General features: G+C 54.0%; 10 protein-coding genes. 1 reads left to right on the top strand and 9 read right to left on the bottom strand.

Annotated elements, in window-relative coordinates; all coding sequences use genetic code 11:
- Nucleotides 1-71 precede the first annotated feature (71 nt).
- The 3 genes from ACS18Q_RS20880 to ACS18Q_RS20870 form a co-directional block, all read right to left on the bottom strand.
- Nucleotides 72-1019, bottom strand: a complete 948-nt coding sequence (locus ACS18Q_RS20880) for a diguanylate cyclase (protein WP_158141706.1) — start codon at nucleotides 1017-1019, stop codon at nucleotides 72-74.
- The gene (locus tag ACS18Q_RS20875) at nucleotides 1009-4815 is read right to left on the bottom strand and encodes a CHASE domain-containing protein (protein WP_441257813.1); all 3807 of its coding nucleotides are present in this window, start codon (nucleotides 4813-4815) and stop codon (nucleotides 1009-1011) included. The genes ACS18Q_RS20880 and ACS18Q_RS20875 overlap by 11 nt, the downstream gene beginning before the upstream one ends.
- 288 nt (nucleotides 4816-5103) lie before the next feature.
- Nucleotides 5104-5583: a L,D-transpeptidase family protein gene (locus ACS18Q_RS20870; RefSeq protein WP_014257663.1), complete on the bottom strand. Its 480-nt coding sequence runs from the start codon at nucleotides 5581-5583 to the stop codon at nucleotides 5104-5106.
- Between the two features lie 303 nt (nucleotides 5584-5886).
- Here ACS18Q_RS20870 and ACS18Q_RS20865 point away from each other — a divergent pair, with 303 nt between their 5' ends.
- Nucleotides 5887-8013 (top strand): diguanylate cyclase domain-containing protein, encoded by a 2127-nt coding sequence (locus ACS18Q_RS20865; protein WP_441257812.1) that lies wholly within the window; start codon nucleotides 5887-5889, stop codon nucleotides 8011-8013.
- Nucleotides 8014-8057: 44 nt separating this feature from the next.
- On the opposite strand, the gene ACS18Q_RS20860 is transcribed toward ACS18Q_RS20865, so the two are convergent.
- The 6 genes from ACS18Q_RS20860 to ACS18Q_RS20835 all read right to left on the bottom strand — a co-directional run bounded on the left by ACS18Q_RS20860 (nucleotide 8058) and on the right by ACS18Q_RS20835 (nucleotide 14807).
- Complete coding sequence (locus ACS18Q_RS20860) at nucleotides 8058-8777, bottom strand: SIMPL domain-containing protein (protein WP_004727131.1); 720 nt, start codon at nucleotides 8775-8777, stop codon at nucleotides 8058-8060.
- A 73-nt stretch (nucleotides 8778-8850) separates the two neighbouring features.
- Nucleotides 8851-10509: a BatD family protein gene (locus tag ACS18Q_RS20855; protein ID WP_441257811.1), complete on the bottom strand. Its 1659-nt coding sequence runs from the start codon at nucleotides 10507-10509 to the stop codon at nucleotides 8851-8853.
- A gap of 2 nt (nucleotides 10510-10511) precedes the next feature.
- Nucleotides 10512-12443, bottom strand: coding sequence for a VWA domain-containing protein (locus tag ACS18Q_RS20850; RefSeq protein ID WP_441257810.1), 1932 nt, complete (start codon nucleotides 12441-12443; stop codon nucleotides 10512-10514).
- Complete coding sequence (locus tag ACS18Q_RS20845) at nucleotides 12436-13404, bottom strand: vWA domain-containing protein (RefSeq protein WP_004727128.1); 969 nt, start codon at nucleotides 13402-13404, stop codon at nucleotides 12436-12438. Before ACS18Q_RS20845 ends, ACS18Q_RS20850 begins: the two co-directional genes overlap by 8 nt.
- Nucleotides 13391-13876 carry a DUF4381 domain-containing protein gene (locus ACS18Q_RS20840; RefSeq protein WP_014257658.1) on the bottom strand — a complete coding sequence of 162 codons (486 nt, stop codon included), beginning with the start codon at nucleotides 13874-13876 and terminating at the stop codon, nucleotides 13391-13393. Before ACS18Q_RS20840 ends, ACS18Q_RS20845 begins: the two co-directional genes overlap by 14 nt.
- A gap of 7 nt (nucleotides 13877-13883) precedes the next feature.
- The gene (locus ACS18Q_RS20835; RefSeq protein ID WP_206980854.1) at nucleotides 13884-14807 is read right to left on the bottom strand and encodes a DUF58 domain-containing protein; all 924 of its coding nucleotides are present in this window, start codon (nucleotides 14805-14807) and stop codon (nucleotides 13884-13886) included.
- Nucleotides 14808-14813 lie beyond the last annotated feature (6 nt).

The following is a 14813-nucleotide window of genomic DNA, read 5'->3' as shown; positions in this document are numbered from 1 at the left end:
GGCTCTTTTTTGTCTAGAGAAAACCCCAGCTAGGCTGGGGTTCCGTTTTTTGCCCGCTATTTTGCGGGGCGTTATTTGAGCTGAAGCGCTTCGACGCAGCTTTGATTGCGTCCTTGCGCTTTGGCTTTGTAGAGCATGGTGTCGGCGAGCATCAACATCGTTTCGGTGCTGCCCGGCTGCTCTCCCGGCCAATAAATCGCGCCGCCCGCGCTGACGGTGAGCAGCGCAGTTGGCGAACCGGTGTGCGCGATCGCCTGCTGTTCAAGTTGATGTTTGATGCGCTGGGCAATGTGCGCCAGCCCCGCTTCGTCGGTATCGGGCAGCACCATCACAAACTCTTCACCGCCGTAACGTGCCACGAGATCCGTAGAACGCAGGCAGCTCTGCTTGAGGTTTTGCGCGACTTGGCGCAGCGCGTCATCTCCGGCGATATGGCCGTAGCGATCGTTGTACTGCTTGAAAAAGTCGATGTCGATTAACAGCACGCCCAAACTTTCCTGTTTACGAAAGGCATGGCCCAATTGCGTGTCGAGGTACTGATCAAAATGGCGGCGTGAACTCACCCCCGTCAGGCCATCGACATAAGCCAGTGAGCGCAGCAAATCGGATTGATGCTTTAAGGTCAGGTGCGCGCGAACGCGGTGTTTAAGGGTATTGGCGTTGATCGGTTTTTGTAGAAAATCGACTGCGCCCGCATCCCAACAGGCATTTTCATCGTCTTGATCGGTGAGGGCGGTGACGAAAATGACCGGAATGGTGGCGATGTCCGGATCGCGTTTGAGGGTTTGACAGGTGTCCCAGCCGTTCATGTCTGGCATCAACACATCCATCAAAATCAGATCCGGTTTGTGTTCGCGGCATACCGCGAGCGCTTGTTGGCCGGAGGTGGCCATCAGAACATCGTACTCTTTTTTTAGTAACTGGTAGATCAACTGAATATTGGTGGGCTGATCATCGACCACTAACACGGTGAATTTGGGTTCTGCCATTAACTCTGGAGAAAAAGAGTTATGATGCATCGGCTAAGCCTTTTTTCGTTTTGATTTGTCCTAAAATTGCAGCGGCTTGTTCGAACGCCAGATTCTGCATATGCGTAGACAGTTCCTCTGTCTGATATGCATCAATATATTGAAGTTGCTCATGAATTTCATCAAATAAACTCATTGCAGCCATGTTCGATGTCTTCAAACAATGGAAAAGTTGCTCGATTTTTGAATCCAGTTCAGAAAATTTAACCCCAGTGGTGTCAGGGTGATTTGAGTCGGCTTGGTCGGCGAGCAGCAATTCATGCAGGTTGCGCAAGCGAGAATGTGCCACCAAGACCTCTGCCAGCAAACTGCTGTTGCGTGCGATGACACTGTCGGGATCTTGCGCGCAGTATTGCTCGGCCTGTTGCAGTTTTTTCGCCAGAGAGGCCAGCCCACAACTGGCCGCACCACTTTTCAGGCTGTGATACAGCAAACGCGCCGTTTTCGCGGGCAGATGGGGTTGCTGAAATTGTGGAATCGCCTGCTGAATGTCATCGGCAAATTGCTGCACAACGCGTGCGTAAATGCTGCGATCGCCAAGGCGTTCAATGGCGGTCGTCACATCAATATGATGGGTCTCTCCGTATGCAATCGCCTGTAACGGGCGCGCCGACTGCGTCTCTTCGGCTGCGACCGAAGGCGCTTCTTGCTGCACGGCGCTGGTGTATTGCAGGATTTTTTCGACCACTTCACCAATGTGGAAGGGTTTGGCGATGTGATCGTTCATGCCGGCATTCAGACACGCCACCTTGTCTTCCGGCATGGCATTGGCGGTCATGGCCAGAATCGGCAGGTCGGCAAAATGCGCCATTTGGCGAATGCGCCGCGTGGTTTCGTAACCATCCATATCCGGCATCTGCACATCCATCAAGACCAGCGAAAATTCCTGTTGGTCGAGTGCCGCCAGCGCTTCCACGCCACTTTCCGCTTCGACAATGGTGGCCCCTTGCTGGCTGAGCAGTTCGGTGGCGACCAAGCGATTGGTCGGATTGTCTTCCACCAAGAGCAGTTTCAAGCCTAACAGCGCTTGCGATTGTGCTCTGTAGCCGAGTTGCTCATCGCGTGGCTGATTGCGGTTGTTGACCACATCCAGCAGGGTATTTTTCACCATGTCGGGCGTGACTGGTTTCACCAACAGCGCATCGAGCAGTGACTGGGTCTCTTCCAAGTGCTCATCCAACAGCTCACGGCCAAACGCAGTTGCCATCACCACCAACGGCGTTTTACTCAGCGCCATGCCGTGGCGCACTGATTGCGTCAGGCTCAGGCCGTCCATACCGGGCAGTTTCCAGTCGATAAACAGCAGATCAAACGGCTGGCCATTGGCATCCGCTTGTTCAATGGTGTCGAGGGCGTGTTCGGCATCGGCAACCGCGATGACATGGCAACCCAAGCGTTGTAACAGATCGTCGAAAATCAGGCGCGCGGTGTTGTTGTCTTCCACGATCAGGACTTGAAGGCCGTCGGGTAACTCCGCAATGGGCTCGGGTTGACGCTCCTCATCAACGCAGCCGAGGTTGACGGTAAAGCTAAATTCACTGCCTACACCTTGCTCACTTTTCACCTGCACGCTGCCTTCCATTAAGCCGACCAAGTGCTTCACAATGGAAAGTCCAAGCCCCGTGCCGCCATAGCGGCGACTGATGGAAGATTCTGCTTGGCTAAAGCCTTGGAACACGATGCGCTGCTGCTCTTCGGTCATGCCAATGCCGGTATCGGAGACCGTGATGCGCAGCACGCAGCGATCGCCGTCGTGAGATTCGGTTTGGATCGATACTTTGACTTCTCCGGCTTCGGTGAATTTGATCGCGTTGCCCGCCAAATTGAGCAGGATCTGACGCAGACGCAAGCTATCGCCAATCAGGTACGTCGGCACGTCTTCATCAATCTGATAGATGATCTCCAGATGCTTATGCTGCAGGTTGGAGGAGAGCAGAATGCCGGTTTCATGCATCAGTTCGGGCAGAGAAAAGGGTTGCTGCTCAATCTCCATTTTGCCCGCTTCAACTTTGGAGAAATCAAGGATGTCGTTGAGCAGCACCAGCAGCGATTGCGCGGCATTTTGCGTCTTGTTGAGGTAATCACGCTGCTGTTTGTTGAGATCGGTATTCTGCGCAATTTGCAGCAAACCGAGAATGGCATTCATCGGCGTGCGCAGTTCGTGGCTCATGTTGGCCAAAAAGTCGGATTTAGCGCGGTTGGCTTGCTCAGCCAGTTCCTTGGCTTCTGCCAGCTCTTTTTCACGCTGCAACGTTTCGGTTAAGTCGTAAGCGATGCCTAGGTAACCCACCGGTTCTTGATGGTCATCCAACAGGCAACTGACGATCAGGCGAATCGGAATGTGATGGCCATTTTTATGCACATAGGTCCAGCGGGTGATGTCGACAAAACCAAGGCGCGCTTTGGCCACAAACACATCGAAACCGGGGTGAATGGTTTCGCCCAGCTCTTGGGACAATTGCTTGGCGCGTGTGGCCACTTCTTCCATCAGATGGAAGCGGGACGGGGTGCACACGCCGACCATTTCGGCGGCGGTGTAGCCCAATAGTTTTTCTGCCGACGGGTTAAACACGGTAATGATGCCATCAAGGTCGGAAGCGATGATGGCGTAACCGGCGCTGCTGAGAATGGTGCGCTGCATGGCGTTGATCTGCGCCATCGCTTCGGTGCGCTCGGCAACTTGTTGTTCAAGCTTGGCGTTGGCCTCTTTCAGCGCTTGTTCGGTGGCAAGCGCCAGTTCCGCTTCATGCTTCGCGGCTTGCGCGCGACGCGTGGTGACCAGTTGCAAGCTGAAGACGATCAACACAATCACCAAGGTACTGCCAAGAATTTCGCGATAAATATACTCATTCGGCGGCAACGGCAGCGAATCGACAAAACTCTGTTTGGCGGTCAGGTTCAGCGCCCAGTCACGGCCAAACAGCCAGATAATTTGTTGGGTTTGATAGGGCGTATCGGCTTCATTGGTGCCGCGTGAAAAAAACGGCTGCGGCGCGCCGTTGGTGACATCCGCAATGCTCAGGGAGACATCGTCTTTGAGCCCAGACACCGAGCTGAGCACTTCATCAATCAGAATCGGGGCGTAACTCCAGCCTGCCAGTTCTTGTAAACGCTGGTCGATGCGTGCCGGCACGTCGTTGTGCTGGTAGATCGGCATCAGAATCAAAAAGCCCTGTTTGGTTTTTTTACTCGCTTGTACCAGTGTGATCGGGGCGGTGAGGCGCACTTCGTTATAACGCGCTGCGTTAAGCGCCGCATCACGTCGCATCGATTCCGAACCGATGTCGAGCCCGACGGCTTCTCGGTTACGATTTTCTGGTTCAATGTATTGAATCAAAAACAGGCTATCGTTGTGCGGCGTGAGGGTGCGAATGTCATAGTGTTGATCCGGACGCTCCGCCGCGGCTTTGGCGACAAACGCGTCTTTTTGATCGGGAAGAATAAAGCGAATCAAGCCAAACCCGCGCGCGCCGGGAAACTCCAACGGGTAGTCACGCGTTTTGGTGTAGGTTTGCATTTGATCGTAATCGAAGTTGTCTAGCCCCGCGGTCATGACCGCGCCCCGCACGCCGCGAATGCCGTATTGGTAGAGGGTCACGCGTTCGACCACCCCTTCGCTGATTTGCTTGAGGCGCACATCCAGCTCGCGTTGAATGGTCTGACGGTTTTGCTGCTGTTGTTGACTATCCAGATAGGTGGCGACCAGATAACCGAGACCAAAAATGATCAGCGGTAACCAGAGAACATTGAGCAGAGTTTTGTAAATGGGGGGCGTTTGCTTAGGCATTATTCCCTTCAACCTTTCCCTGTTGAACATGGCATGTCGTGCATTTTATGACGTCGGCAATGGCCAGTGCCCAGTGACAGGAACCGGTCTTGCGGCTGCACCACACAACCAAACATGATCGATGTGCAGAGGGAGACCCTCTTGATGTTGTTCTTTTGTAACACATCATTGGCAACTGTTGTTAACAAATACTGTAGCTCAATCAGAGGATTAGTGGTGGTTTTTGTGGCGGAGAAAGTGAATAGGAATCACACAATGGCTTTGGCTGACGTCGTGTTGACGTCCGCTTTACCATTGAATTTCAATGGGAGTGCCAATTTTAACTAAGCGCAGGAATTCATCCATTTCCTGATTGGTGATGGCAATGCAGCCGTTGGTCCAGTCAAAGCTCTGAATAAACTCGGGGCGGCCTTGATAATCCAGCTTTAAGCCGTGAATTTTAATTTCGCCGCCCGGGTCAACGCCCAAGCTTTCCGCGTGGCGCTGATCGCGCAGGTTAGGGTAGCTGATGTGCATCGAACGATAAAAATTGGAGTGCTCGGTGATGAAGTCGAGGTAGTAGCGTCCTTCCGGCGTGCGTTGATCACCCTCTTGTTGTTTGTGGCCTTTGGGGGATTTTCCCAGCGCGATGCGAAATTCACGGATCACGTGTCCGTCGTCGATGAGATACATGCGACGTTTTGATTTGTCCACTTTCACCAATTCTACATCGGCGAAGGCGGTGGTACTCAACAGAGAAAAGAGGCAAAGCCAGACGATTTTGAGCATACACAGGATTCCGCAAACAGTGCCCGCTATTATGCGTGGCAAGCGATTGTTTGAGCCAGCGATGATTTGCTTTGGCTCGAAAAGTGTGAATTTATCCTGTCTTATTTATGAGATTGGCGTATGACTGGCGATCTGAGGATGAAAATAATTGGAAACAACATCCCAAAAATGCCGTTTGGCTCCAGAATGCAAAAATTCTCGGTGTTGATTTGCGGCGTGCTTAACATCGGTTTCGGCGAATGATTGAAGCTTTGGGTGGATTTTTTAAGCTCTTGGTTAAGACTTCCACTTTCAGGCTTTTTTATGCTTTCACGGACTTTGCTGAAATCGCTCTCTTCCTGCCGCAACGATCAGATGCTGGCTGACGCGACGTTTGCATTTCTGCAACCGTTACTCACACCGCGTGCGATGTCGATCTGCTACGCGCCATCCTCATCACACCGCCCAGAAATACTGTTTGCGTGCGGCGATGCGACGCCGTTAAGCGAGTTCCCCGATACATTTTGGTCGTGGGCGGCACAATTCGAGACGTCTGATAGCCTCATTCCACTGGCGACCAATACGTGTGGCTGGGAGTATCGTGCTTTGATGGGCGGCGAAAGCTACCTACTCACGCTCGACGACCATACCGAGCGGCGCCGCTATTTACTGATTCAAGCAGTGGATGAGGATCGCGTGACGCAGATGCTCAATGAGGGCGAGCTGGATAGTTTGCACCTGATTGCAACTCGTTGGCAGTGCATTCGCGCTGAATCGGATGCGGCGCAAGAGTTCAAACATCGTGACATTCGTGAAGCCAAATACCGCGATGAAATCACCCAGCGTGAAACCTTTATCGACAACATGAAGCTGGTACACCAACTGACGCTGGAACTGGCGAACCCCGACAGTTTGGATGCATTGCATCGCATAGCGGTGGAGGCGGTGCGCGATCGTTTGGGCTTTGACCGCGTGGCGTTTTTTCTGCTCGACATGAAAAAGCGCTGTTTCATTGGTACTTATGGCACCGATGAACACGGCCAAACCATCAGCGAACATCACAGCCAGTACGATTTACATCAGTTGGAAGCACGTTATCTCGACGCGATGGCCGACGGCAATTCCACCTTGGTGGTGATTGACGATGCACCGCTGTATACCGCGGGGCAGGTGATTGGCCAAGGTTGGAATGGCATGCTGCTGCTGCGCGATGGCGAGGATGTGTTTGGTTGGATCGCGATGGATAACTTCCTGCATCGTCAGCCGATCGATGCGTATCAAAAACAGATGCTGGAGTCGTTTGGGTCGCTGTTGGCGCAAATCTACATTCGCAAACGTCAGGAGCAGAACGTGCGTATGTTGCACGCCAGCATGGTGGAATTGTCGCGCTGTTTGACGGTCAGCGATGTGTGTAAATCAGCGGTGGGGTTTGCCATCAACCGCATGGGCATTGATCGCATGGCGGTGTTTCTGACCGATGAAGCGTGCACCTATCTGCAAGGGACTTGGGGCACCAACATTCAGGGCAACATTGTGGATGAATCCTATTTTCGCTCAACGGTGGAACACAACGACATCGTGGCGTTGGCGCGCAGCCACCCGAGCGATGTGGTCTTCAAAGAGCAAGTGCCGATTTATCACGACAGCCGTATTGTCGGCTTTGGTTGGACTGCGATGACCATGCTGGCCGACAAAGGCAAACCGATCGCCTTTATTGCGGCGGACAACCTGATTCGTCGTTCTCCTTTATCGTCGCAGTTGCGCGATGTGATTCGCATGTTTGCGTCCAACCTCACCGAAGTGTTACTGCGCGCCAAAGCGCAGCAGGCCATTAGCGAGCTGAACGAGAATCTGGAGCGCGAGGTGCGCAATCGCACACGCGATCTGCAAAAAGCCAACGAGAAGCTCGACCTGCTGGCCAAAATGGACCCGTTAACTCGCCTTGGCAATCGCCGCATGTTGACTCATCTGTTAGAACAAACGTGCGAACGCCGTGAGGCGTGCTGTGTCGACTTTGGGGTGATTCTGCTCGATATCGACCACTTTGGTCTGTTTAACAACCAATATGGCCACTTGGAAGGGGATATTGCGTTGATGCGTATCAGCAATATTCTCAGCCAGCACACGGCGGCGCACGATGAAGGGTTCTGCCGTATTGGCGGTGAAGAGTTCATTTTGCTGCTGGCGGATCATTCACCGCAGCAAGTGGAAGCCTTGGCCGAGAGCATTCGTGCCAGCGTTGAGAATGAACGGATTGTGCACGGTTGTAATCCTGATGGCGATTGGTTGACGGTGTCGATTGGCTTTGCCGTGGCGCGCATTCAGCCAAGTGAAATTCAGTTTGATCAAATGTACACCCAGGCGGATAAAGCCTTGTATGACGCGAAAAATCGCGGGCGTAACCGTGTGGTTGGGGCGCATCAAATGGCCTGCGCCCACGCACAGGCCTGAAGTGCATTCGTCAGACAGGAAGTCGTTCGTCAGACAGCAAGTCATTAATCAGACAAAAAATATTCGACCGTTGACACGACGCGCACTTTTTTCACATACGGCGTGTTGTTGTCGCGATCGACTATCGAAAACTGGCCTTGGGTCGCGCGCTTTATTTTGCCGAGGCTGCTTTGCGAATCAGAGGCAAACTTCTCGGCCACATCACGCGCCTGTTTGGTCGCCTCTTCAATCATCGCCGGTTTGATGTCGTTCAAACCAGAAAACAGATATTCCACTCGATTGTTGTAATTGTCGTGATTAAACACGATGCCTTGTTTACCCAATTGACCGATTTGGCTGATGGCTTGGCGGACCAATTCCACGTGCGTGCTATAGACGGTGACGGTTTGCGTGCCAAGATAGCGATATTCAATGCGCGCTTCGCCCCCGTATTGCTGCGCTTTTTTGTCGATGACCGAAGGCGCCGAGAGCGAAATGGCGGCGGCATCGATACCTTGCTGCGCCAGGAACTGCATCACCTGTTGGGTTTGTGCATCCAAAGCGGTCAATAGGTTGGGCAGGTCGTTGTCGGCCAAGGTGAACTGAATGGGCCAGATGACGGTGTCGGCAGGTACTTCTCGCTCGGAGAGGCCTTTGACCGTGACGATGCGGTCGTATTCCTTGAACTTCACCGCTGCCTGTTGCACGAAGTAGCCCAGCAGCCCGAGCCCCAGTAAGAGGCTGACGCCGAGTGTCAGCGCTGATTTGGTGTTGAATTGCGTCATGTCGGTCTCCTTTCCACTCAACACCGACAGCGTAGACCAAACCATCGGCGTTGAGTTAGGCGTCAGATCACGTTCATAGATTGGCTAACGGTGATTTGACTTGTTTCTTACGTTTGAGTTGCTGCTGTTCAATGGCTTTCACCACACGTTTCAGTTCACCGCTACGATAGGTGCTCGGCTGGGCGGAATAGCGCGCTTGGTTGAGTTCGTGCAGCGCCAAGGTTAATTGCGCCGTTTCTGCATCGGTCAGCGTGGCCTGTTGCATCCACACCGTGAGGGCGCGTGAAATGGCAATGCCGTCGTCATTTTTCAGCGCTTGTTGCAATTGTGCATAGGCGCTCAGGTCGGCAGGCGAAACGGGCGCTTGTTGCGTCACGTTGGACGAGGATTTCCAGCGCCAAGCCAGCCCCAGCGTGAGGAGCCAGAGCAGGGCAAACAGCGCGGTCAAGTAAGGCCAAAATCCAGCATCGTTGACAGTGACCGTTTTCACTTGCACGGGCGCAGCAGGCAGCGGCGTTGATGCGGTCACGGTGCTCGGTTCACCTGCCGCCACGCTCAACGTGAGGCCATCAGCGCTGGCGGTTTTCTGCGCTTTGGTGACGGTGTCCCACCATTGCATCGCCACCTTCGGCAGCGTGATGTCGCCCGTTTGACGTGGGATCAGCACCTGTTTGAGCGTCATGGTGACATCGCCGTTATCAAGCGTGGCAAACTGCGGCTTTTCATCATACACCCGCACCGAATCGGGGTAGGTGAGATGAATGTTGGGCAGTTGCTCTTGCGTCAAACCGGTGACTTTCACGGTCACTTCACGCGTGATCGAATCGCCCACTTTGGTGGCGTAGCGGTTGCCGGTAATCGGCTTGCCTTGACTGTCGAGCCACTGCTCACGCAAGGTGAGTTGGCTGGTGGGGAGCCAAGTGCCTTGATAGTCGGCGGGTTTGGGTTCCACATGAATGGTGTAGGTCTTTGGCGTGGTTTTCAGTGGCAGAATTCGTGTGCCGCCGTTGTAACTGCTGCCGTAGATCAGCGCGCCTTGCAGGCTCGGTTCGGTGAGGGTGAAGTCACCCGCTTGGCTTGCGGTAATGCGAAAATCTTGATCGACAATCGTGACCTGAATGCCATCCATGACGGTTTGGTATTGATTGGGCTCGCTCGCCGCTTTCAGTTCCATGCCGTCGATAGTCGGTGGCGCGATTTTCGGATCTTGCAAACGGCGTGGATCGGCTTTGATGATCAAACGTGCTTTCAAGAGTGCACTTTCGTTTGGATACAGCGTCGAACGCGACAATTGGCTGCGAACTTCAACCAGATCGTCACTGCTGGGCGCTTGTTCATCCTGCGTCACTTGAATTGCAATCGGCTGTGTTTTAGCACCATGGAGTTCGAAACTCGGAATGGTCACCACGCCGAGGCGATTGGCCGCCAACGACACCGTCCATTCGCTGCGGTTGCTGCGGCTACCATTGATGATGTTCATGGATGAGCTGAAACTCGGACGACTCATAAAAAAATCTTGGTCCAGCGCCCTGAAATCCAGGTCGTCACCGGACGCTTTTTGATCACTGACCACCGTCAATTGGAACACTTCGTTCTTGACGACTTTGTTTTTGCTCACACTGGCGTAAACCGTTGCAGCGTGTGCTGACACACTGATGAGGCACATCAGCAGGGTGCTCAATCCGACAAGAAGACGATTGAGCGGGGAGAGACGAGGTTGTAACAATTTCATGATCACCACTTCTTACCTTGAGTTTGTGGAGGCTCTCTGTCTTGCGCCTGCAAATAGAGTTGCGCGCGCAGCAATTGGCTTGGATCGCGCGCACTTTCGACCTGTTCGAGTTTTCTGAGCTGCGGATCAACGCTCTGAGTTGTCGGCTGCGCATGCGGGTCGGACGCTGGGGCAGACTCTGCTTGGGCTTGGCTTGCTTGCGCTGATTGCTCATGATCAGCTTTGGCTTGCGATCCTTTCGGCGTATTTTGCTCGCCATGTTGTGGCTTTGAATGCTGCCCTTGGGAACGCTCAGGTGCGTTCTGCGGGTTTTGCTGCGAATTGGCCTGCGCCTCTGACGGGTTGGCAGAATCTGAGTTTTGTGCCGACTGATTCGACGACTGATTCGACGACTGATTCGACGGCTGGGACGGGTTCTGCTCATCTTTGGCTGTTTGTGATGACGAGTTTTGCGCATCCTGACTTTGATCGCCGTTTGAAGACGATGGATTTGGCTTTTGCTCAGAACCCTGCGACGATTTTTGTTGCTGTTGCTGTTGCTGTTGCTGTTGCTGTTGCTGTTGCTGTTGCTGTTGCTGTTGCTGTTGCTGTTGCTGCTTCAGCGCCTGCTCAACCACTTGCAGATTGTGTTTGGCATCCGCGTTGTCAGGGTCGGTTTGGAGTAACTGTTGGTAGCGGTCGCGCGCTTGTTCCAGTTGACCGGCTTGGGCGTAGGCATTGGCCAGATTGTATTGGGTGCGGCTGTCGGGTGTCGCGACTTGCGAAAACGCGTCAATCGCACCTTGATAATCTTTAGCTTCATAGCGAGCAATGCCCTGCCATTGCGGGTCCGTAAATTGCTCGGCGGCATGCTGATAATCTTTCTGCTCAAAGGCTTGCATGGCTTGTTGATCGCGGTTGAGCCAAGGCGACGCTTCAGCCGTTGGGGCGTGTAATCCGAACGTCACGCCAAGCAGCGCGACGAACACAAAGCCACGGCGAAAGAGTAGCAGAGCAGGCACCAGCAGAATGAGGACCAGCCAATAGCCTTGATTGACATGATCGCGGATGGTTTGTGCATTTTTGCTGCCAGTGACCGGATGTTCGCTGCGCGTTTCGGCAAGAATGCGTTCAACATCCGAACCGTCCGCACGATAAGGGGTAAACACGCCATTCACCGCTGACGCCAGCGACTGCATGGTGGCAAAGTCGGTTCGGGCGACGACGGTTTGGCCCGCATCGGTTTTGAGTAGCGAGCCGTCATCCAGCAGGATCGGCGCGCCCGCTTGGGTGCCAATGCCGACAATCATCAGTTTCCACTGGGTGCCTTCAAGCAGCGCGCGAATGGCTTTACTTTCGCTTGCATCGAGATCGTCAGCCAGCAGAATGATGTCGCCGCGATTGAGTCCGGCGTTTTTGAGCATCTCAATTGCCCGTTGGACGCCCGTTGCCGCATTGGCGCCGGGAAACGGCATGATTTCCGGCGATAGGTTGGGCACCAAATTGGCAATCGTTGCGCTGTCGCTGGTCAACGGGCTGACGGTGTAGGCATCACCCGCGTAGGCCACCAAGCCTGTGCTGCCTTCTGGCCAGCCTTTGAGGAGATCCAGCACTTTGTAGCGCGCTTGTGCCAATCGATTGGGTTTGATGTCGGTCGCGTGCAGTGACAACGACATGTCCATCACCACCACACGCGCGTTGTTGGCGCTGTAACTCGGGCGTGGCTGGGTCTCAAAACTCGGGCCTGCCAATGCCGTCACGGCAATCAGCCAGCCGAGCGCGATGAGGTGCAACGCGCCGCGTTGGTTTTTGGGGCTGGCCAGGCCCAACGCTGTGGCCAGGTGCGGCGCAATCAGCGTTTGGTTTTTCGCTCGGCGGCTTAACCACAGCGCCAGTCCGCCCAAGGGAATTAGGGCCCAGAACCACTGCGGCGAGAGGAAGACGAAATCAGACATGGTTTCTCCTCACCAGAATCAGCACCACCGACAGCAACAGTGAGAACGCCAATGGATAACCAAACCATTCGCTTTGCGGGCGCCAGGTTTGGCTGGCTTTGCTGATCGGTTCAAGCTGGTTGATGGTGTCGTAAATGTGTTGCAAATCTTGCTGATTGCGCGCGCGGAAGTATTGGCCGCCGGTTTCATCGGCAATGGCTTGCAAGGTTTTTTCATCCAGATCTTCGGCGGTGTTGATTTTACGGGTCATGAAGAACTCTTTGACCATCATCTCGCCCGCACCGACGCCGACGGTGTAAATGGTGGTGTGATATTTCTTGGCGATTTTGGCCGCTTCCATCGGATCAAGCACGCCTGAGGTGTTGCTGCCGTCACTGAGTAGAATCATCACGCGTTGCGGCGCATCGCTGTCGATAAACGTTTTGGTGGCCAAACCAATGCCTTCGCCAATCGCGGTTTGGGTGCCGATTAAGCGCAGGACAGCTTGGTTGAGCTGCTGAGCGATGGTTTGACGATCGAGTGTCAGCGGCGTTTGCAGATACGCGTGGTCGGCAAAGAAAATCAACCCGAGACGGTCGCCTTGGCGCTTGGCAATAAAATCAGACAGCACCTGTTTGACGGCGCTGAGACGATCGATGAATTGATCGCCGGATTTCATGTCCTGCTGGCTCATGGAGTATGACAAATCGACCACCAACATCATGTCGCGGTGTTTGGGCGAGGTGGTGACAGGGTCGCCGTACCACACCGGGCGCGCCGCCGCGGTCACTAAACCGATCCAAAGTGCGATCACCAAGCCTTTGGTGAACCATTGTCGCGGCGCGATGGTTTGATGTTGTTGAGGAAGGTAGGGCAGTTGAATGGCTGCCCTTTCTTTTACCGGCGGTAAAAAACGATACACAATCAGCGGCAGTGGCAACAGAACAAACAGCCACCACCATACAAATTCAATGTTTGCCAACGCTTACGGGTCTCCTTTTCTTTGGCGGCAACGCATCATTCACCCATTGATAGCAGTCTGCGACCAACGCGTCGGCGTCGGCGATTTTCTGCTTTTGATACAAGGCTTGCTGCCACACAGTTTCATTCGGCACAAACAGGGGGCGACCCACCTGCGTATCGAGGAAGGTGTACCACGCGTTGCCCGTCAGATGAGCGATTTCTTCACGTGGAAAATAACAAAGCGCCGCTTGTCTGAGCAGTTCAATCGCCGACGACGGCGTTTGCTTCAGATGCGGGTTGAGCAGACGCAGCGCCGTTTTCTTCGGTGCCATGCGTTTACGTTTCCAGCGAATCACCAACATGATAATTACGACAACCAAAACAATGCTTGCCGCACCAGCCCACCATCCCCAGGCCAAAGGCCACCAAGTGGGTGCGTCAGGCAGATGCAGTGCATTCAATTCAAGCGGTGTCGACGATGTTTCCTTCATATATTTATTATCCGGACAGTTGTTGCAGCAAAGGGATCTCACAAGTCAGTGAGCGATAATCCATCTCCATAGATTGGCTCAATGATTTTAGTTTTTCTTTTTGAGATTCAAAGGCTTTTTTGATACCTGAACGCGTACTATTTATCGAAAAGTTGAGCCAACGCGTTTGTTGGTTATCTGTGACGCGTTCGACACCGCGAAATGCGGTGTTCCCTTGCTCCAGCGGGTCATAAATATGCACCAAGCGGACGCGGTTGTGCTTACGCAGTTGGTTGAATAAGGGTTTAAGTGAGTCGTCGTAGCGAACGAAATCACTGATCAAAATGACTTCGCTGCCTTTGGGGCACAGGCGGTTGAGCACTTGCAGTGCGTTGTGCAGCGGCGCTTGTTCCGGCGGGTGACCGCTGAGCGCTTCTTGCTGCGCGGTGACTAACTGTGCCATTAACTGTAATGGCCCTTGGCGGCGACTGGTCGGTTTGAGTTCAATCTGTCGATGCCCCAAATCGATCACCGCACCGACGCGATCATTTTGCGCCACGGAGAGCCAACTGATCAGGCTGGCGACATGCGCCGCTTGCACCGATTTGAGCATCAGTTGCGAACCAAATTGCATCGATGCGCTTAAGTCGATGTATAGCACCACCGGTTTTTCGCGCTCTTCGGTAAACAGCTTGGTGTGCGGTTTGCCGGTGCGTGCCGTGACGCGCCAATCGATGGTACGAATGTCGTCGCCGGGTTGATACTGGCGCACTTCCGCAAAGTCCATGCCGCGGCCCAAGCTGCGGCTTTGGTGCTGACCAGCCATCTGCGTCCACAGGCTGCGCGCCGGCGGCAGCCAGCGCACACTCTGCTGTTGATAGGGCAGCAGTTCTTCAAGGCACAGTGTCACGCCGTTGGCGTGCGGGGGCAATTGTTGAGGGGAGGTAGCCATGGGTCG

Origin of the sequence: Vibrio sp. Vf1514 (assembly GCF_052076135.1) — a bacterium.
Lineage (GTDB): Bacteria > Pseudomonadota > Gammaproteobacteria > Enterobacterales > Vibrionaceae > Vibrio > Vibrio furnissii.
Note: the sequence above shows the minus strand (reverse complement) of the source record. Positions and strands in the feature narration are given on the sequence as shown.

Bases quoted from the DNA above. Each gene is read 5' to 3' on its own strand.
- ACS18Q_RS20875 (WP_441257813.1), bottom strand. From the start codon at position 4,815: ATGCCTAAGCAAACGCCCCCCATTTACAAAACTCTGCTCAATGTTCTC.
- ACS18Q_RS20880 (WP_158141706.1), bottom strand. From the start codon at position 1,019: ATGCATCATAACTCTTTTTCTCCAGAGTTAATGGCAGAACCCAAATTC.
- ACS18Q_RS20850 (WP_441257810.1), bottom strand. From the start codon at position 12,443: ATGTCTGATTTCGTCTTCCTCTCGCCGCAGTGGTTCTGGGCCCTAATT.
- ACS18Q_RS20835 (WP_206980854.1), bottom strand. From the start codon at position 14,807: ATGGCTACCTCCCCTCAACAATTGCCCCCGCACGCCAACGGCGTGACA.
- ACS18Q_RS20870 (WP_014257663.1), bottom strand. From the start codon at position 5,583: ATGCTCAAAATCGTCTGGCTTTGCCTCTTTTCTCTGTTGAGTACCACC.
- ACS18Q_RS20865 (WP_441257812.1), top strand. From the start codon at position 5,887: ATGCTTTCACGGACTTTGCTGAAATCGCTCTCTTCCTGCCGCAACGAT.
- ACS18Q_RS20840 (WP_014257658.1), bottom strand. From the start codon at position 13,876: ATGAAGGAAACATCGTCGACACCGCTTGAATTGAATGCACTGCATCTG.
- ACS18Q_RS20860 (WP_004727131.1), bottom strand. From the start codon at position 8,777: ATGACGCAATTCAACACCAAATCAGCGCTGACACTCGGCGTCAGCCTC.
- ACS18Q_RS20855 (WP_441257811.1), bottom strand. From the start codon at position 10,509: ATGAAATTGTTACAACCTCGTCTCTCCCCGCTCAATCGTCTTCTTGTC.